Here is an 18,640-nt window from a genome sequence, read left to right on the forward strand (position 1 = left end):
ACACCTGTCCCCTGTGACAACCCTCACGATACATGGTGGCGTGTCCTGGACAAATTCGATACCCGATCCGTTCGGACGACGCCGAGCCTGCACCCGTAGGCCGCAGGCGGGACAGGTTCAGGACAACCAGTTCGCCGCCTCGGTCGCCCAGTAGGTGAGCACGAAATCCGCACCGGCCCGGCGAATACCGAGCAACGATTCGAGCACCGCGGCCCGCCGATCGATCCAGCCGCGCTGCGCCGCGGCGGTGATCATCGAGTACTCGCCCGAAATCTGGTATGCCGCAACGGGAACGTTCGAATTGTCGGCGACGTCGCGCAGGATGTCGAGATACGACATGGCGGGCTTCACCATCACGATATCCGCGCCCTCGGCCAGGTCCAGTTCCAGTTCGCGCAGCGCCTCCCGCCGGTTCGCCGGATCCTGCTGGTAGGTGCGCCGGTCCCCCTGCAGCGATGAGCCGACCGCCTCGCGGAACGGTCCGTAGAACGCCGAGGCGTATTTCGCGGTGTAGGCCAGGATTCCGGTATCGGTGCGGCCCGCCGCGTCCAGCCCGGCCCGGATCGCGCCGACCTGACCGTCCATCATGCCGCTCGCGCCGAGCAGGTCGGCACCCGAATCCGCTTGTGCCAGCGCCATTTCCACGTATAGGCGCAGGGTGGCGTCATTGTCCACCGCACCGTCGGGCCCGAGCACGCCGCAGTGGCCGTGGTCGGTGAATTCGTCCAGGCAGGTGTCGGCCATGATGACCGTCGCGTCGCCGACCTCCTCGGCGAGCGCGCGCAGGCCGCGATTCAGGATGCCGTTCGGATCGATGGCCTGGCTGCCCTCGGCGTCCTTGTCCTGCGGGCGCGGCACACCGAACAGCATCAGGCCGCCGACTCCCGCGCCGACCGCCTCGGCCGCCGCCTTGCGCAGCGAATCCATCGAATGCTGTACGACACCCGGCATCGACGCGAGCTCGCGCGGCTCGTCCAGACCGTCGGCCACAAACATCGGCAACACCAATTGCCGTGGCTGCAAGGAGATTTCGGCTACAAGACGGCGTAACGCCGGGGTGCGGCGCAACCGCCGCGGGCGGTCCATTCCGGTCATATCCGCGAGCCTACGCCGGTGACCGAATCGTGCCGACGGCACATCGCGTCCCGACAGATCAGCAATTGCGGTCCGGCGCGGTGACCAGGTGCGAGTCACCGACAGTGAGCGCGAGCACGTTCCCATGGCGCATACTTCACTCGCAGGGCAACTTCCGGGGGGCCGCAGGCATGACCGATCCGCAGACCGACGCCTCGCTGGCCCGTGCCGCCGATTTCGAGTCATGGGCCGCGGTGGCCCTCGCGCAATGGTGGCCGCTGCTCACCGGCGGTCTGGCCCCGCCGGCGACGGCACTGCGCGCCTGGCGCGCCATCGACGGCAGCGGGCGCGAATTCCGGGTCGGCTTCATCGCGCGCAAACTCGCCGGTCCGGAACTCATGCCGGTGGCGCGCAACGCATTCGATCGCTTGGGTATGACACCGGACGAACATGAGTGGCGGCAGTCGCAGGGCAGGCATCTGGTCGGCAGCACCGAGGACGCGGTGGTGCGGGTGCGCTTCTCCGATACCGCGCACACCGTTTTCATCCGGCTGGAGAGCAGACCGTGCGAGGTGTCATGGGCCGCGGGCCGCAGGCTGCTCGGCACACCGGACGAGAACGTGCCGTTCCCGAGCACGACGGTCGGCCCGCTGGATGTGCGGGTCGCGCGCAACAGCGCAAGGCATCTGCTGACCCAGCACGGTGCGGCGCTCGCCGAACCCGACGATCCGTTCCAGCTCGGCCCGCCCGATCACGTCTTCGACGTCGGGTGGGCCTTCATATTTCCGTGGTCGACCACGTCCTGGTACGAGGCGGGCAGGCCGCCGCGCCTGGCCGCCGACAGCGGCGGGCCCATCGTCGTCGTCAAGGACACCGGACATGTCTGGCTGCTCGGCAGCATCGGCAGTTTCGACGCCCAACTCGCCGCTTACGCCCGTGATCAGGGCTACCACCACACCATCGGATATCCGTCCGGGTAACTGGGGTCATGACAGCGCGGCCGCGCGGGCCGATCATGGATGACGGGGAGGGGACGCGTGCGCATCGATCGGCCCGGCGACAACTGTGCGACCACCAGTCCCAGCACTGAAACCGCTACCTCCAGGACCGCCGCTCATGTTCAGTGATCCACCAGATCCGACGGGCATCGCCAACGAGCGAAAGCTGAACGCGTTGCGCGGGCTGGCCGCCGACGGCGACCCGCGCGCCATGGAACAGCTCGGGCACATGCTGTGGGACCGCGACGATCTGACCGGCGCCGAACACTGGTTCCGCCGCGCCGCCGACCTCGGCAGCGGCACCGCCATGGCGAATCTGGGCCTGCTCACCGGCACCGACGGCCGGATCGGCGAGGCCATCGGCTGGTTGGAGTCGGCGGTCGGGGCCGGCTGTCCCGGCGCCGATCAGCAGCTCGGGCTGCTGCATCTCGAGCGCGGCAATCTGGACGAGGCCGAACGCTGGTTCCGGCCCGCCGCCGAGGCGGGCGTGCCGGAGGCGCTGTGCAATATGGGCGTCATCGCGAACCGGCGGGGCGACGACACCGCGTCCGAGGAGTGGTACGAGCGCGCGGCCAGCAACGGAAACCCAACGGCCATGCGAAGTTTGGGGCTGCATCTGGCCCGCCGCGGCGAACTGGGCCGGGCCGTCGCACTGCTCACCGAGGCGGTGCGCCGCGGCCGCATCGACGCCATGGCCATCCTCGGCTCGATCCACCTGGACCACGGCGATGCGACGGCGGGCGAGGACTGGTTGCGGCGCGGCGCCGAGGCAGGCGATCCGGATTCGATGTTCCATCTCGCACTTTTCCTGCGGGAGCGCCACATTCAGGTGCCGGGCACCCTCGACGACCCGGATACCCTGCGCACCGTCGCCGGCATCATCACCGGCGCGCTGTCTCCGCATCAGGAGGCGCAGGACTGGCTGGAGCGCGCCGCCTCCCTCGGCCATCCGCAGGCCATGCAACTGCTGCACGATCTTTGACCCGCTGCGGTCGGGAAACCCTTCGTACGCAGCGGTTTTTGTCGGTGCCGCCGAGTACAATCGAAGACGTGTTCGAGGGGGTTCGGACACGTGCTCGATGGGAGGACACTCGTGCCCAAGCCGAAGACGGTTGTCATCGACCGGCCCTATGTTCCGTTGGAGAAGAAGTCGCTGCCCGCCGGGCGGCCGCGGTCGTGGTATGTCACGCACAACCGGCGGCTCAAGGCGATGCGGCTGGCGATCGCGCTGCTCGATTCGGGGGTCTACCGGGCAAGTCAGGCGGATAACGAAAAGATCAGGCGCACTGCGGAATTGGTCGGCATCCGGCCACCGTCCAACACCACCTGCCGCCTGGTCCGCGACATGATGCGCACCCGGCGCTGAAAAGCCAGGTGCGCTACCGGCTGCGGCGGCTCTTCTTGCGCGGCGGCGGCAGCAGACCCTCGGCGCGCAACCTGGCCGCATGTTCGGCCAGCGCCTCCACCAGCGGGCCGACCTGCGCGACCTCCGGTTGCACATCCACTCGCAACCCGAATTCGATTGCCGTCTCAGCGGTTTTCGGGCCGATGCAGGCGACGATGGTGCGCGCGTGCGGCTTACCCGCGATGCCGACCAGGTTGCGGACCGTGGAGGACGAGGTGAACAGGACCGCGTCGAAACCGCCGGTCTTGATCATCTCGCGGGTTTCGGCGGGCGGCGGGGATGCGCGCACCGTCCGGTACGCGGTGACGTCGTCGATTTCCCAGCCGCGATCGCGCAGTCCCTCGGCCAGCGTCTCGGTGGCGATATCGGCGCGCGGCAACAGAACCCGGTTCACCGGGTCGAAAACGTCGTCGTAGGGCGGGAAGTCGGCGAGCAGGCCCTCGGAGGACTGTTCGCCGCTGGGCACCAGCTCCGGATTGATGCCGAACGAGCGCACCTTGTCGGCGGTGGCCTCGCCGACGCAGGCGATCTTCACACCGGAGAACGCCCTTGCGTCCAAACCGAATTCGGCGAACTTCTCCCACACCGCGCGCACCGCGTTGGTGGAGGTGAACACCACCCACTGGTACCGGCCGTCGACCAGCCCCTTGACCGCGCGCTCCATCTGCGCCGGGCTACGCGGCGGCTCCACCGCGATGGTCGGCACCTCCATCGGGATGGCGCCGTGGGTGACCAGCCGCTCGCTCATCTCGGCGGCCTGATCCTTGGTGCGCGGCACCAGCACGGTCCAGCCGTACAGCGCGCGCGACTCCCACCACGACATCTTCGACCGCGCGGCGACCACCTTGCCGATGGTCACCACCAGCGGGCCGACCAGTTCGGATGCGGCGCTGTTCAGCGTGGCCAGGGTGGCCTCGATGGTGCGCTGCTGGCGGGTGGTGCCGCGCACGGTCACCGCGACCGGCGTCTGCGGGGCCATTCCGTGTTCCACCAGGGCGCTCGCGGTCTCGGCCAGATGGCCCGAGGTGGCGTGCAGCACGAGCGGGCCGGGGGCGGCGGCCAGCGCGGCCCAGTCGACCTCGCCGCGCACATCGGCCTCGGTATGCCCGGAGCCGAGCGCGATACCCGCGTAGCTCGGCACCGCGGATCCGGTGGGCAGCCCCGGCAGCACCTCGAAGACCACATGCGACCGGGTGACCGCGTTGACCTCGGCGATCACCGAATCGGCCGTCAGCGGATCGCCGGCGACGACGCGCACCACATCGTGGCCGTTGCGCGCCTCGGCGACCAGCGTCTTGGCCACCTCGGCGGGTTCACCGAGCGCCGGGCGCACATCGACCGGGCGGGTGCCGTCGGGGTCCTCCTCGACCGCGGTACCGATCAGGGCCAGCACACCCTTGTCGACATCCGGGTCGGTGAATGCCAGCGTCGCGCGGCCGAGCACCTCGCGGGCGTGCACTGTCAGCAGTGCCGGATCGCCGGGACCCGACCCGACGAAGAGGATCCGACCGGGATGCTTTTTGGTGGCTCGACTCATTCGAGGTTCTCCATTGGACTGGGGTTGGCAAAGTCTGCGGGCGGATTCACCGCCTGGGTCGAGCCATTCGGCTCCGGTGTGCCGAGCAGCTCGCGAGCACCCAGCTCGAGCAGCTCTCTGGCCAGCGCCCGACCGAGCTCGGCGGCCCGTTCCGGCGCGCCGACCACGGAGGCGCGCAGCACCTCGGATCCGTCGACGGCGGCGGCGCACGCGCGTAGCGAAAGCTCGTCGACGATGCGGCCGTCGTCATCCAGCGACTCGACCACCTCGGCCAGCGCGCCGATCGGCGCGGTGCAGCCGGCTTCCAGCTCGGCGAGCAGTGCCCGCTCGGCCAGCACCGCGGCCCGGGTCGCGGCATCGTCGAAGCGGCTCAGCGCGCTCACCAATTCGGTGTCGTCGCTGCGGCATTCGATCGCCAGCGCGCCCTGCGACGGGGCGGGCAGCATCTGCACCGGCTCCAGCGCCTCGGTGACCGCGTCGGTGCGGTCGATCCGGGCGAGGCCCGCTCGTGCCACGACCACCGCGTCGAGTTCGCCATCGGCGACCTTGCGCAGCCTGGTGTCCAGGTTGCCGCGCAGCGGGACGATCTCCAGGCCGAGCCCGAGCGCGCGCAGCTGCGCGGCCCGGCGCGGCGCCGAGGTGCCGATCCGCGAGCCGGGCGGCAGTTCGCCGAGCACCAGGCCGTCGCGCGCCACCAGGGCGTCGCGCGGATCCTCGCGTGGCGGGATGGCGGCGATGGTGAAGCGCGGATCCTGCGCGGTGGGCAGATCCTTGTACGAGTGCACCGCGATATCGATTGCGCCGGCGGCCAATTCGTCACGCAGCGCCGAGGTGAACACGCCGACGCCGATCTGCTCCACCGGCTCGCTCGACAAGTCGCCCGCGGTTTTGACGACGACCAGCTCGGCCGGATGTCCGGCGGCGATCAGCGCGTCGCGGACCGTGCCCGCCTGGGTGAGCGCGAGCAGGCTGCCGCGGGTGCCGATCCGCCACGGCGCGCGGGTGCCCGCGGTCGTCACGTCCTGCTCCTCCCGCACCATCGTCATACCTGCCGCTCCTGTCCGCCCGCTTGATGCCCCGCGGTGAAATCGTCGGCCAGCTCGCCGATCGAGCTGATCTCCATCGGCGCGGCAACCGCTTGTGCCGCACCGGGTTTCAGCTCGAACAGCTCGCGCAGCGCCTCGGCGTAGCTGTCCCCGCCCGGGGTGGACGCCAGCTGCTTGACCCGCACCGTCGGCGCGTGCAGCAGTTTGTCCACCACCCGGCGCACGGTGCGCGCCACCTCGTCGCGCTCCGGATCGGCCAGGCCGGGCAGCCGCGAATCCAGTCGCAGCAGTTCGGCCTCGACCACCTCGGCGGCGCGCTGACGCAGCGCGGCGACGGTCGGGGTGACCTCCGCCATCCGTTGTCCGGCAAGATATTTCGCGAGTTCCTCGGCGACGATCGCGCGGGCCGCCGCGGTATCGGCGGCGGCCGCACCCGCGGCCGGATCGCGCTGCAGCGTCTCGATATCGATCACGGTGACGCCGGGCAGTCCGGCCACCGCATGCTCGACATCGCGCGGCAGCCCGAGGTCGCAGAGCACGAGCGGCCTTGTCGCACTTCGGTTCTGATCGGTCAGCGCCCGGTGCACATCGGCAAGGGTGATCACGGTACCGACCGCGCCGGTACAGGTGAGCACCACATCGGCGGTGGCCAGCGCCTCGGCCAGCCGGGAGAGCTCGAACCCGACGGCCGCGCGCACCCCGTGCGTAAGCGCGGTTTCCGCCAGCCGGTGGGCCCGCTCGATGGTGCGGTTCACCACGGTGATCCGATCCACGCCCGCACGCGAAAGATGTGCTACCGCAAGGCCGCCCATCGCGCCCGCGCCGACGACCACGGCGGACTTGCCGGTCAGGTCGCCGAGCAGCTGCTGTGCCCGCTCCAGCGCCACCGAGACCACCGAGGCGCCCGCCCGGTCGATCCCGGTCTCCGAATGCACCCGCTTGCCGACCCGCAGCGCCTGCTGGGCCAGCTCGTGCATGGTGCGCCCGACGGCCTGCTGTGCGTCGGCGGCGGCATACGCACCGCGGATCTGGCTGAGCACCTGCTGCTCGCCGACCACCATCGAATCCAGCCCGCTCGCCACCGCGAACAGGTGCTCGGCCGCGGCCTCGCTGTAGCGGACGTACGCGTGCTTGGTCAGATCCGGCAGCGGCAGTCCGGAGTGTTTGGTCAGCAGCTCGCCGACCTCGGCCAGGCCGCCGTGGAAGGCATCCACCACCGCGTACACCTCGACGCGGTTGCAGGTGGAGACGATCATCGCCTCCGAGATATGGCTGGAGGCCAGCATGCGGTCGATCAGCTTCGGCCGGTCGGCATCGGTGATCGCGACCTTCTCCAGTACCGCGACGGGCGCGCTCCGATGCGAAATCCCGACTAGCAGAACACTCATGCCCTAAACCACCGATCCCTTGCTGGAAGGCTCCGTTGCCGAATGGGAGGCTGCGGCGTGCTTTGCCGTCGCATGCTGGGTCGTCGAATGCTTGAGTGCCGGATGCCCGTTCGCGGCGTGTCCAGCCATCCCCCGATGTCTACCGTCGGCCGTTACGCCGGGGAGGGTGATCCTGCCCGGGATCGCATGGGTCACCTCGGGCAGTTCGGCCGCCGCGGTCGTCTCCGCGACATTGCGGGCGGTCTCGAACGAGAGCATCTGCAGTTCCGCCGCCAGATCGACGCGCCGCACCTCGACGGTGCCCGGCACGCTCAGCTCGCACGGCGCGAAGCTCAGAATGGATTGCAGCCCGGCGGCGACCAGCCGGTCGCAGACGTCCTGGGCCGCGTCGTCGGGCACGGTGATGACGGCGATGGTCGGCGCGAGCGCGGCGACGGCGGCGTCCAGATCGGCGACATCGCCGACGGTCAGCCCGGCCACCTCCAGCCCGATCACCGCGGGATCGCTGTCGAATATGCCGACGACGGTGAACCCGCGCCGCGGGAACCCGCCGTAGCCGACCAGCGCGCGCCCCAAATTCCCGGCGCCGACCAGTACCACCCGGTGTCCCTGCGAGAGCCCGAGCACATCCTCGATCCTGGTGTGCAGCTTGACGACGTCGTAGCCGACACCGCGCACGCCGTTGGGTCCGAGGAAGGACAGATCCTTGCGCAACTTCGCCGAATTGACACCCGCCGCGACAGCCAGTTCCTCACTCGATACGATGGCAACACCGTCGTCGGCCAACATGGCGAGGACCCGGAGATAGGTGGCCAACCGCGCCACCGTGGCCTGCGGGATGTCCTTCTGCAGAGCCCTGGAGACGCCACCTGGCGCCTCATGCTGCTCTGTCACGTCGTCGGCTCCTCGTCCGGCCCGTGCGCGGTCCGGGTCGTCTGTCGACCTGCGGCCGGAAAACGGTCCGGTGCCACGGTCGATGTGTCGGATTTCAGGGGTGGGTTCGCGCCTCGGCGCTGCGGGTCGCGTGCCACCACCGTAACTGCTTGTGAAGCCCTGCACAAAGTCGGTGAATTGCGCCTCATTTTCCGCCGCAACCCGCCGTGTGGGGCAAAGCGACACGACCCTGTTTGGGTCAGCGACCCAGATCCGCGCGCAATCGGGGCTCGTCAACGTCGAAATAGCTGTGCTCACGACCGTTCAGCAACACCACGGGCAACCTGTCGCCGAACTCCGCGCGCAGCGCCGGATCGGTGGCGGCCGCCACGTCGACGTCGACGGTTTCCGGCTCGATCCCGAAATCCGCGCAGATCATCCGCAGTTGATCCAGTGCGACGGCGCACAGGCCGCAGCCCGCCCGGGTCAGCAGGGTCACCGAATGTGTGGCATTGGTCATGACGGACATTAAATCCCCTCTCCACATACCGGTTGGTCCACGCGGACCGGGTATAGGTGTCATCGAATCCGGTTAATGTGGACGTGGTTCGCGCGACGGGCGGAGGTACTGGTGCCGGAACGATCGAAGGTGGAGAGGGCCGGATTCATCGCGGGACGATTCGGCGAGTTTCCGGTGCGCTGGAATTTCGGGCCACTCGGCCAGAACCTGCAGGATCAGCTGGCGCGCATCTCGCGCAGCCCGTTCGGTCCGAGCGAGGAGGAGGTGCGCGCCAACCTGGCGGGCGAGGCCAGCGCCGATGCGGCGCTCGCGCTGCACGACGCCGAATTGGCCGCCGCCGATGCCGAACCCACCGGTCCGGAGGCCCCGCGCGATCTGACCGCCGCCGCATTCTTCGATGTCGACAACACGATGGTGCAGGGTGCCTCCATCGTGCACTTCGCCCGCGGGCTGGCCGCGCGCAAATACTTCAAAACCTCCGACCTCGTCGACATCGCGTGGAAGCAGGTGAAATTCCGGGTCACCGGCAAGGAGAACAGCACCGATATGGCCAGCGGCAAGGAGAAGGCACTGGCCTTCATCGCCGGCCGCTCCACCACCGAATTGGCCGCGCTCGGCGAGGAAATCTACGACGAGATCATCGCCGACAAGATCTGGCCGGGCACCCGCGCGCTCGCGCAGATGCATCTCGACGCCGGACAGCAGGTGTGGTTGGTCACCGCGACGCCGGTGGAGCTGGCGCAGGTGATCGCCAAGCGGCTCGGCCTCACCGGCGCGCTCGGCACGGTGGCCGAGAGCGTCGACGGTAAGTTCACCGGCCGCCTGGTCGGCGATATCCTGCACGGCCTCGGCAAGGCACATGCGGTGCGCACCTTGGCGATTCGCGAGGGATTGAACCTCAAGCGGTGCACCGCGTACTCCGACAGCCACAACGATGTGCCGATGCTGTCGCTGGTCGGCACCGCCGTGGCGATCAATCCGGATTCGGATCTGCGCGAGGTGGCCAAGAACCGCGGCTGGGAGATTCGCGATTTCCGCACCGGCCGCAAGGCGGCAAAGGTCGGCGTGCCGACGGCGCTCGCTCTGGGCGCGGCGGGCGGCGCGGTGGCCGCCGTGATCACCCGCCGCCGCGAGCACTGAGCCGAAAGCCTCAGCCGGTGAACGGGTTCCGGCGCTTGTTCAGCAGCTTGTACAGGGTCTGCTGGATGGTCTCCCGAACCTGATCGGTGACCTCGAACATGGTCATCGGGTCGTCGGCCGCCTCCGGTTCGTAACCCGTTGTCGGGATGGGGGTTCCGAATTCGATGTACCACTTCGACGGCAGCGGTAGCGCGCCGAGCGGCCCCAGGTGCGGGAACAGCGGCGTCACCGGGAAGTACGGCAGCCCGAGCAGCCGGGCCAGCGGCTTGATATCGGCCAGCTTCGGGTAGATCTCCTCGGATCCGACGATCGAGCACGGGATGATCGGCACACCGGTGCGCACCGCCGCGGCGACGAAACCGCCGCGCCCGAACCGCTGCAGCTTGTACCGGTCCGCGTAATTCTTGCCGACACCCTTGAAACCCTCGGGAAATACGCCGGTCAATTCGCCTGTGCGCAAAAGCCTTTCGGCATCGGGACGGCAGGCCAGGGTGTGCCCCGCCTTGCGGGCGAGCATGCCGAGCAGCGGCATCTCGAAGATCAGGTCGGCGGCGAGCAGCCGCAGCGCGCGCTGCTTGGGATGGTGGTCGTGCACGGCCAGCTGCAGCATCAACCCGTCGAGCGGCACGGTGCCCGCGTGGTTGGCCACCAGCAGCGCACCGCCGACCTCGGGAATGTTCTCGATTCCGCTCACCCGCACCCGGAACCAGATATCCGAAAGCGGCCGCAGCGCGGGCAGAATCACCGATTCCAGCAGATGTTCGTCGAAACCGAATTCGTCGATCTGGTAATCGCCGGTGAGCCTGCGCCGGGCGAAATCGGCTGTCCTGCCGATCTGTTTGCCGATCGCACCGCGCACCAGGTCCGAAAGTGATTGCGGCGCGGGAGGTTCCGTCGCGGTCAGCCGATCGGTGAGCGAGGTGACCGGGCTCGGCAGGAAATCCGCGTCGGGCACCGTATCGAGCCTGCGCCGCGCCGCCGGTCGCTGCCGCGCCTCCAGCTGTGCGTCGTGGAGTTGAATGACCTTCGCTACATCGTTCATGAGTGTGCTCCCGTATCGGCCCCGACCAGGCCGAGCAGTTTTCGTTCTGCGACATCGATCCACGCGGGATCGAAGACGGGCCGCAACGCTGCGCCCCCGATGAAGTCGTCGAATGCCTGCACCGTCGTCCAGCGCGGCTGGAAGCCGAGCTCGGTGCGCATACGGGTGGTGTCCAGACCACAACCGAAGTGGAAGTAGTCCAGCTGTTCGCCGCTGAAGTCCCGCATCACCGGGCCCATCAGCGCGCGGCCGATGGTGCGGAAAACGATGAACGGGACCGGTACCTCGATGCGTCCGGCCCGGCGCACCGCCTGCGACAGGGCGAGCGCGCCGTCGCCGGCGATATTGAAGGTTCCGGCGCGTCCGGCCGTCGCCGCGGTCGCGAGCGCCGCGACGGCGTCCTCCTCGTGCAACAGTTGCAGCCGCGCGTCCCGGCCGAAGACGGTCGGGGTGATCGGTGAACGTAAATACTGCGCGCCCCGCGCGGCCGACCGCGGACCGACAATGGGCGCGAAACGCAGAATCGTCGTAGCGATATCCGGACGACGCCGCGCCAATCCTCGGACGAATCCCTCGATTTCGATCATGTCCCGGGCAAACCAACCGCTCGGTGGTTGTCGTGCGCCCATTTCTTCGGTGAATTTCGCCGGATCTTTCGCACTGCAGCCGTACACCGCCGACGACGAACGCACCACAACTCGCTCTATGTTCGGCGATTTCTGGCATACCGCGAGCAACTGCATGGTGCCGAGGACGTTGAGATCCTTCATCACCGCCCGCGCACCGCCGGCCGGTGGGCGCGACAGCACACCGGCGTGCACGACGGTGTCCACCGCGTTACCGCCGATTACCTTGCGGATCAACGGGTTTCGAATATCGGCCCGGATGAACTCGGCGCGCCCCATGCGGCGCTGCAGTTCGCGGCTCGGGGTCATCGTGTCCACCGCGATGATCCGCTCGATCTCCGGATCCTGGGCAAGGCGCGCCACCGTGTTGCCGCCGAAAAAACGACTGGCACCGGTCACCAGCACCACTTTGGGTGCGCTGCCTCGCATCTCGGATCCCACTGCCACCTGCCTGGCCCTGAAGCCGAATTATTTCGCGTTCCAGAGTAACCGTAGTCATCGGCGGTCTCGAGGGTATTAACCAGCTTCTAACGATGACTTCAATCACTCGATACACGGCTTTGCGACCCTGCCCCGCAAGGAATTTCAATGCCGGTGATTTAAACGAAAGTTCGTTGCGCCCCTAGACGCGGCAGGGGCGAATCGTCACATGAAAGAGGCCCGGCACTGCGTACAGTGCCGGGCCTCTCCGCTCTCGCGCGCTTACTTGCCGAGTTTGCGCCGCTGAACACGCGTGCGGCGAAGCAGCTTGCGGTGCTTCTTCTTCGACATGCGCTTGCGGCGCTTCTTGATCACAGAACCCATAGGGTTGTTCCTCGCGTTCTCTCTACTCGGCACGCGCATACGTTCGCGCGCGTTTGCTGTCCGGTCGTTCGGCAAGCCTCACGCCCCATGTCCGCGCCGCCGGATACCACGGCGCACCGACTAGCGGTGCGGCCGGCGGGCGAACACGAACCGAGGGTCTATCGTACCGGGACGTCCGGGATGGGCTCGAACCGGCTCAACCGGCGTCGAAGTAGGACGTCTCCAGGTAGTCGTGCACCGCCTTGGCGTGTACCCGGAACGAGCGGCCGACCCGCACCGCCGGCAGTTCGCCGGAGTGCACGAGCCGGTACACCGTCATCTTGGATACCCGCATCAGATTCGCTACCTCGGCGACGGTGAGGAACTGCGTTCCGCCGCCGATCACCGGTTGACTCGCCCTGCTCGATGAGCCGGAACCGCTGCCGGACGACCCACCATTGTTCGCAGACATCTTGTTCGAAGACATCATTGCACCATTGACCTCCGGCACGTCCGCGCCGCCGGCTTCCCCACCGGCGGAACAGACACGCACGTGCTCCTTGAAGCTTAGCGGGGCCAGTGGGATTACTGCGACGGGAGTGAGAAATCGGGTTTTACGATTGGGAACCGACCGGTCACGGTGCGTTTACTGGCTTGAATCGGCTCGTAAGGTTCGCTACCGGTCCTCACCGGCCTGGCCCAGCTCCGCCGATCGATCCCGCGCCGCGTGCAGCGCCTCCAGAAAAGCCGAGCGCACCCCGTGACGCTCCAGCTCCCGCATCGCCGCCGCCGTGGTCCCGGCGGGTGAGGTGACCGCGGCGCGCAGCTCGACGGCGCTCTGATCGGCGTCGTCGAGCAGTGCGGCCGAACCCACCAGCGTCTGCACCACCAACTGGGTGGCCACCTCACGGTTCAAGCCCAGTCCGACGGATGCGTCGATCATGGCCTCGACCACCAGGAAGAAATAGGCGGGCCCCGATCCGGACACCGCGGTCACCGCATCCATCTGCGCCTCGGCGACGGTGGCCACCTTGCCGACCGCGCCGAGCAATTCGGTCACCTGGGCCAGTTGCTCGGCCCTGACGTGGCGTCCCGGCGCCAGCACGGACATGCCCTGACCGACCAGCATCGGGGTGTTCGCCATAACCCGGACGACCGGGAAACCCGCAGGCAGATGCCGTTCCAGCCGCGCGATCGGCACGCCGGCGGCCAGCGAGACCAGCACCTGGTCGCGCTCGCCGCCGATGACGGCCTTGCTCAGATCGGTCATCACCGATTCGACGTCGCCGGGCTTGACGGCGATCACCACCAGATCGGCGCCGGTCACCGCGTCGGCGACCGCATCGGTGACCCGGATGTCGAGGCGGTCGGCGAGCAGCAGCGCCCGATCCGGATGCGTCTCGACGACAACGAGATCCTTGGCCTGCCGACCCGATTCGAGCAATCCGGCGAGCAACGCCTCACCGATCCGGCCGCCGCCGATCACCGCAATCCTCGTCATGGAATCCAAGGCTAGAGGCGGCTTTCAGCCGTGGTTCGCGTGGGTGGGCTCGGCGGCGGGCGCCGGGGTCATGCCGTTGAGGTGGGTGCGCGCGAAGGTGAGCGTGCGGCGCAGCATGGCGGCGCGGTCCGCGGTGGTGCGCGCGTTCTGCGTATTGATCTCGGCGACAGCGTGTCCGGTGAATCCGGAACGCACCAGCATCGCGCACAGTTCGACGCACGGCTGGGTGCCGTCGCCCGGCACCAGATGTTCGTCGTGCGCGGCGCCGCGGCCGTCGGCCAGATGCAGGTGGGTCAGGTTGTGCCCCATCCGCGCCGCCAGTGCCAGCGGGTCCGCGCCCGCGGTGGCGGTGTGCGAAAGATCCAGGGTGTAGTGCCGGAACCCAGTATCGGTCGGATCGTAGGACGGGCTGAAGGCGGTGAGCGCCAAGCCGGGACCACCGCGGCGCTCCAGCCGCTTCACCGAGGCGCCACGCCGCCCGAACAGCGTGTCGGCCCGCATCGGGAACATATTCTCCACTGCGACCGCGACCGGGCTCGACTCCTCCAGTTCGGCCACCTGCTCGGCGAACCCGTCGGCGTATCGACGCTGCCAGCGGAACGGCGGATGCACGACGACGGTATCCGCGCCGAGCGCCTCCGCGGTGCGCACACTGCGCTCGAGTTTGGCCACCGGATCGGCGCCCCAAACCCGTTGCGAGATCAGCAGGCACGGCGCGTGGATGGCGAGCACCGGCACCCCGTATTTGTGCGCGTATGCCTGCACGGTGGAGATGCTCTGGCTGGCCGGCTCGGCCCACACCATCAATTCGATGCCGTCGTAACCGATTTCGGCCGCGTAGCGGAAGGCCGCCTCGGTGTTCTGCGGGTAGACCGAGGCCGTCGACAAGCCGACCCGAATCCCGTTGTCGCCCACTGCCCGCTCCCCGGCTCAGCTGGTACTGAGGAGAAAGGCCAGCGGTCCCAGCGTGACGAAGCTGCCGACAACGACCGCGATCACCGTGCTGAGAATGTCATCGGTGCGGCGCAGGATCCGGACCAGCGCGACCAGGCCGAGGATCACCACCATCGCCAGGATCAGCGCCACCCACGGAAGCATCTCCCACATCCGCTCGAAACCCTTGAACAGCAGCATGCCCGCGACCGCGGCACCGGCGCTCTGACCGCCGAGGATCATCCACTGCCTGCGGTTGGCGTCCTCCTCGGACAGGCGCGAGGACCGCGCGCGCCGCGAACCGGCCCTGGTCGCGGTGGCGAAGGTCCGGGTCGCGGTGGCGAGCCGCTTGGGCCGCGAATCGGCTTCGGCGACATCGTCTTCCGCCTCGTCGACGGCGCGCTTGCCCATGCCGACCGGTGCGTAGACGTCGGTGTGACCGTCGTCTATCCCGAGCTCGTCCAGCTCGTCGTCCGGTTCGGCATCGCGTTTACCGCGACCGAAGCCGCGGCCGGATTTGCCGCCGTCCCGACCGGATTCGGCCCGGTCGAAGCCGCGGCCGGACCTGCCGTTGCGACCGGCGCGCTCGGCCCGTTCGGCCTCGGCCCGGTCGACGCCGTCGCGCAGCAGATCGCCCGCGACGGTGTGGCCGGAGATGAGCTGTTGATCCTGGCTGGCCAGCGACCACGCGGCCGTTGGAATGCCGCCGGGTTCCGGTGCGTGCTCATCCGGCGCGGCGGGCTTATGTCTTCGCGCCGACCAGGCGGGCAGGCCGCCGTCACCGGGGCCGCGCTTGGCCGGTCTTCGCGTATCCGGTTGCGGCGGTTCGGGATTCGCCGGGCCGGCGGCGCGACCGCGCGGATTCGGATCGGCCGGGTAGTCGGGTGCCCAAGCCGCAGTCGACGGACCTTCCTCGGCCGCCTCCTTGGCGCGGCGGCGGGCGGCCCGGCTGCCGGGTTTGGGTTCGTCATGGTTCGGCGCGCCGCGCCTGCTCGCCGGGCCGGGCGGCGCATCGAGTTCGCGCAGCCGCTGCACCTCGGTGGTCGCGTCGTCCGGGTCGGGGCGGTGTCTGCGGCCGGATCCGCCCGAGGGCGGCGCGCCGTTCGGCAGCGGATCGGCGTTATAGAGATCGGCACCATAAGCGGCCGGGGCGAGCGGATCGGCGTTATGGGCGGCCTGGGCAAGGGGGTCGGCGTTATAGGGGGCCGGGGCGAGCGGATCGGCGCGTCGCCCGGACCTGCCGTGCGGAATCTCGGTGGCGCCCGGCATGTCCCGGCCGGGCAGGCCGCGCGCGGGCGATTCGGGCATCTCGCGGCCGGGCATGACCCGGGCGGTGTAGCCGGGCTGCGGATCCGGCGGCGGCACGTACGGCTCGGGCGCGGCATAGGAGCGCAGCGGGTCGTACATGGTGATCGGCCCGGACATCGGCGAGTAGCCGGCGGGCTCGGGGGCGGGCTCCGGCGGGTGGTACGAAACCGGCTCGGCGGCAGCATAATTCGACAGCGAGTAGTCGAAAGGCGATGGTTCCGGCGCGGATTCGGCGGGCTCGTCCTCGGGTGCGGCATGCGCGGAGTGGCCGCGACCGACCGGGACGACGGGCAGATCGCCGGTGAGTTCGGCGACGGAGATACCGCGGCCGCCGCGCCTGCGCCGACCACCGCTCGAAGAGGGCGCCGCACCCTGCTGACCGTTGCGGGCCAACAGTTCCGCGACCGAAAGCTGTTTCGACTCGTCCGTCACGAGGGCACAACTCCAATCGGCCCCGATAGTGCCGCGTCACCGCCGGGCCTCGGCTTGCCGCTACCGGCCGCCGGGCCCGGGGAGCACTTGGCCCGGGGTCCGCCGTTCATATCGGTATCCAGTTTGCGCAGGATCAGTCCCTCTCGCAGCGCCCACGGACAAATTTCGAGGGTATCCAGCGATAGTGCCCGCATACTCGCCTCCGCGACCAATGCGCCAGCCACCAATTGCTGTGACCGATCCGAACTTACGCCTTCCAATTCTGCACGGTCGGCGGCCGTCATTCGCGATATGAACGCAATCAGTTGGCGCAGACCTGAGCTGGTGAGTGTACGACGCACCCTGGCGCCCGCCCCGGAGGGTGCCGCCCCGGTCAACCGGGCAAGCGACCGGAACGTCTTGGACGTGCCGACGGCGAGATCCGGTTTACCCACCTCGATCAGCTGTTTCGCCGGGGTCACCAGTTCGGCGTCGAGCCAGTCGCGCAGCACGGCGACCCGGCGCTTGCCCGGCGGATCCTCGCGCAGCCACTCCCGCGTCAACCGGCCTGCGCCGAGCTGCAGCGAGAGCGCGACATCGGGTTCCTCGTCGCCGCCGTTGGTCATTTCCAGCGATCCGCCGCCGATATCGAGGTTGAGAATGCGGCCCGCGCTCCAGCCGTACCAGCGCCGCACCGCGAGAAAGGTGAGCCGGGCCTCGTCGACCCCCGAAAGCACCTGCAGATCCACCCCGGTTTCCCGGCGCACCCGGTTGAGCACCTGGTCGGAATTGGTGGCCTCGCGCAGCGCCGAGGTCGCGAACGGCATCAGCTCGACGCATTTGGAAGTCTCGGCGATGCTGGCGAATTCGGCCACCGTATCGATCAGCCTGCGCGCACCCGCTTCGGTGATCCGGCCGTGGTTGTCCATATTCTCCGACAGCCGCAGCGTGGCCTTTGTCGAGCTCATCGGCATGGGGTGGCCACCACGATGAGCGTCCACCACGAGCAGGTGCACGGTATTGCTTCCGACGTCGAGTACCCCTAGCCGCACAAGAACACGGTACTGGGTCGACCGGCGCTTCAGGTCACGCGATCGAACTGTTAGCGTCTCGCACTGTGACGGAAGGCGCAGCTGCGAAGACCCGGCGCAAGCCCCGACCAGCGGGAAAAATCGATCCGAGCCCGGAGGTGGCTCTCGATTTCCCGCGTGAGTGGATCGAATTCGTCGATCCGGCAAACGATGAGCATCTCATCGTCGCCGACCTCACCTGGCTGCTGTCGAAGTGGACATGTGTATTCGGCACGCCGGCGTGCCAGGGCATCCTCGGCGACCGGCCGGATGACGGCTGCTGCTCACACGGCGCGTTCCTCTCCGACAAGGACGACCGCAAGCGCCTGCAGAAGGCTGTGAAACTGCTCACAGCCGAGGATTGGCAGCTCATGGACGAGGCAAAAGACGCCGACGGCAAGGTCACCAAGAAGGGCTACCTGGAGGTCGACGAGCTCGAGGATGAGCAGGCGCTGCGCACCCGCCGGTTCGACGGCGCGTGCATCTTCCTCAACCGTCCGGGTTTCGCGGGCGGCGTCGGTTGCGCGCTGCACACCATGGCGTTGCGCACGGGCGTCGAACCGCTCACGGTGAAGCCGGATGTGTGCTGGCAGTTGCCCATTCGCCGGACCCAGGAGTGGGAGGACCGTCCGGACGGCGTGCAGATCCTGCGCACCGTGATCACCGAATACGACCGGCGCGGCTGGGGCCCGGGCGGTTTGGATCTGGATTGGTACTGCTCCGGCTCCCCCGACGCACATGTCGGGGCCCGTCCGGTCTGGCAGTCGTACGCGCCGGAATTGACGGAGCTGATCGGCGAGCCCGCGTACGCGGAATTGGCCAAACATTGCAAGCGCCGAGAGGGGTTGGGGCTCATCGCGATCCACCCCGCGACGGCCGCGGCCGAGCGGTCCTGAACAGGCCGTCCAGTCCGTCTACCTGCATGTCCGGGATATGAAAATTGCATTACGAGCCATTCGCGCGCAATGCGCTTTTCACCGTGATC

Annotated in this window: 19 protein-coding genes; 5 read left to right on the forward strand and 14 right to left on the reverse strand. The window is 68.6% G+C overall.

The genetic code is table 11. From position 1 onward, the window contains the following. Window positions 1-117: 117 nt before the first annotated feature. The gene (hemB, locus tag LGY53_RS38450) at window positions 118-1,095 is read right to left on the reverse strand and encodes a porphobilinogen synthase (protein ID WP_225731602.1); all 978 of its coding nucleotides are present in this window, start codon (window positions 1,093-1,095) and stop codon (window positions 118-120) included. A 170-nt stretch (window positions 1,096-1,265) separates the two neighbouring features. On the opposite strand from hemB, the gene LGY53_RS38455 reads away from it, so the two are divergent. The 3 genes from LGY53_RS38455 to LGY53_RS38465 all read left to right on the forward strand — a co-directional run bounded on the left by LGY53_RS38455 (window position 1,266) and on the right by LGY53_RS38465 (window position 3,438). Further along, entirely contained in the window at window positions 1,266-2,054 is a 789-nt protein-coding gene (locus LGY53_RS38455) for a hypothetical protein (RefSeq protein ID WP_225731603.1), read from the forward strand. A 136-nt stretch (window positions 2,055-2,190) separates the two neighbouring features. Then, entirely contained in the window at window positions 2,191-3,054 is an 864-nt protein-coding gene (locus LGY53_RS38460) for a tetratricopeptide repeat protein (RefSeq protein WP_225731604.1), read from the forward strand. A gap of 111 nt (window positions 3,055-3,165) precedes the next feature. Then, complete coding sequence (locus LGY53_RS38465; RefSeq protein WP_225731605.1) at window positions 3,166-3,438, forward strand: hypothetical protein; 273 nt, start codon at window positions 3,166-3,168, stop codon at window positions 3,436-3,438. A 13-nt stretch (window positions 3,439-3,451) separates the two neighbouring features. On the opposite strand, the gene LGY53_RS38470 is transcribed toward LGY53_RS38465, so the two are convergent. The 5 genes from LGY53_RS38470 to LGY53_RS38490 all read right to left on the reverse strand — a co-directional run bounded on the left by LGY53_RS38470 (window position 3,452) and on the right by LGY53_RS38490 (window position 8,841). Then, window positions 3,452-5,014, reverse strand: coding sequence for a bifunctional uroporphyrinogen-III C-methyltransferase/uroporphyrinogen-III synthase (locus tag LGY53_RS38470; protein ID WP_167478213.1), 1,563 nt, complete (start codon window positions 5,012-5,014; stop codon window positions 3,452-3,454). Beyond that, window positions 5,011-6,060, reverse strand: a complete 1,050-nt coding sequence (hemC, locus tag LGY53_RS38475; RefSeq protein ID WP_225731606.1) for a hydroxymethylbilane synthase — start codon at window positions 6,058-6,060, stop codon at window positions 5,011-5,013. Before hemC ends, LGY53_RS38470 begins: the two co-directional genes overlap by 4 nt. Continuing rightward, window positions 6,057-7,448, reverse strand: coding sequence for a glutamyl-tRNA reductase (locus LGY53_RS38480; RefSeq protein WP_225731607.1), 1,392 nt, complete (start codon window positions 7,446-7,448; stop codon window positions 6,057-6,059). The genes hemC and LGY53_RS38480 overlap by 4 nt, the downstream gene beginning before the upstream one ends. Window positions 7,449-7,451: 3 nt before the next feature. After that, complete coding sequence (locus tag LGY53_RS38485; RefSeq protein WP_225731608.1) at window positions 7,452-8,342, reverse strand: redox-sensing transcriptional repressor Rex; 891 nt, start codon at window positions 8,340-8,342, stop codon at window positions 7,452-7,454. 238 nt (window positions 8,343-8,580) lie between these two features. Further along, entirely contained in the window at window positions 8,581-8,841 is a 261-nt protein-coding gene (locus tag LGY53_RS38490; RefSeq protein WP_225731609.1) for a glutaredoxin family protein, read from the reverse strand. 111 nt (window positions 8,842-8,952) lie between these two features. On the opposite strand from LGY53_RS38490, the gene LGY53_RS38495 reads away from it, so the two are divergent. Beyond that, on the forward strand, window positions 8,953-9,981 hold the full coding sequence (locus tag LGY53_RS38495) for an HAD family hydrolase (RefSeq protein ID WP_374111296.1): 1,029 nt from the start codon (window positions 8,953-8,955) through the stop codon (window positions 9,979-9,981). 10 nt (window positions 9,982-9,991) lie between these two features. On the opposite strand, the gene LGY53_RS38500 is transcribed toward LGY53_RS38495, so the two are convergent. The 8 genes from LGY53_RS38500 to LGY53_RS38535 all read right to left on the reverse strand — a co-directional run bounded on the left by LGY53_RS38500 (window position 9,992) and on the right by LGY53_RS38535 (window position 17,637). After that, on the reverse strand, window positions 9,992-11,023 hold the full coding sequence (locus tag LGY53_RS38500) for a lysophospholipid acyltransferase family protein (RefSeq protein WP_225731610.1): 1,032 nt from the start codon (window positions 11,021-11,023) through the stop codon (window positions 9,992-9,994). Next, complete coding sequence (locus LGY53_RS38505; RefSeq protein ID WP_225731611.1) at window positions 11,020-12,078, reverse strand: NAD-dependent epimerase/dehydratase family protein; 1,059 nt, start codon at window positions 12,076-12,078, stop codon at window positions 11,020-11,022. The genes LGY53_RS38500 and LGY53_RS38505 overlap by 4 nt, the downstream gene beginning before the upstream one ends. A gap of 273 nt (window positions 12,079-12,351) precedes the next feature. Continuing rightward, a complete protein-coding gene (locus tag LGY53_RS38510; RefSeq protein ID WP_003402602.1) occupies window positions 12,352-12,453 on the reverse strand; it encodes a 30S ribosomal protein bS22 in 102 nt (33 codons plus the stop codon). A 196-nt stretch (window positions 12,454-12,649) separates the two neighbouring features. After that, a complete protein-coding gene (locus LGY53_RS38515; RefSeq protein ID WP_225731612.1) occupies window positions 12,650-12,904 on the reverse strand; it encodes a helix-turn-helix domain-containing protein in 255 nt (84 codons plus the stop codon). A gap of 204 nt (window positions 12,905-13,108) precedes the next feature. Then, window positions 13,109-13,933 carry a pyrroline-5-carboxylate reductase gene (gene proC, locus LGY53_RS38520; RefSeq protein ID WP_167478219.1) on the reverse strand — a complete coding sequence of 275 codons (825 nt, stop codon included), beginning with the start codon at window positions 13,931-13,933 and terminating at the stop codon, window positions 13,109-13,111. Between the two features lie 24 nt (window positions 13,934-13,957). Continuing rightward, window positions 13,958-14,848, reverse strand: a complete 891-nt coding sequence (locus tag LGY53_RS38525; protein ID WP_225731613.1) for a sugar phosphate isomerase/epimerase — start codon at window positions 14,846-14,848, stop codon at window positions 13,958-13,960. 15 nt (window positions 14,849-14,863) lie between these two features. After that, on the reverse strand, window positions 14,864-16,606 hold the full coding sequence (locus tag LGY53_RS38530; protein WP_225731614.1) for a hypothetical protein: 1,743 nt from the start codon (window positions 16,604-16,606) through the stop codon (window positions 14,864-14,866). Then, window positions 16,603-17,637, reverse strand: coding sequence for a Ppx/GppA phosphatase family protein (locus LGY53_RS38535; protein ID WP_167478221.1), 1,035 nt, complete (start codon window positions 17,635-17,637; stop codon window positions 16,603-16,605). Before LGY53_RS38535 ends, LGY53_RS38530 begins: the two co-directional genes overlap by 4 nt. A gap of 65 nt (window positions 17,638-17,702) precedes the next feature. Between LGY53_RS38535 and LGY53_RS38540 the strand changes: the two genes are divergently transcribed. Further along, a complete protein-coding gene (locus tag LGY53_RS38540) occupies window positions 17,703-18,551 on the forward strand; it encodes a hypothetical protein (protein WP_374111298.1) in 849 nt (282 codons plus the stop codon). The last annotated feature ends 89 nt before the right edge of the window (window positions 18,552-18,640 follow it).

The organism is Nocardia sp. JCM 34519.1, from assembly GCF_020361265.1.
Classification (GTDB): domain Bacteria; phylum Actinomycetota; class Actinomycetes; order Mycobacteriales; family Mycobacteriaceae; genus Nocardia; species Nocardia arthritidis_A.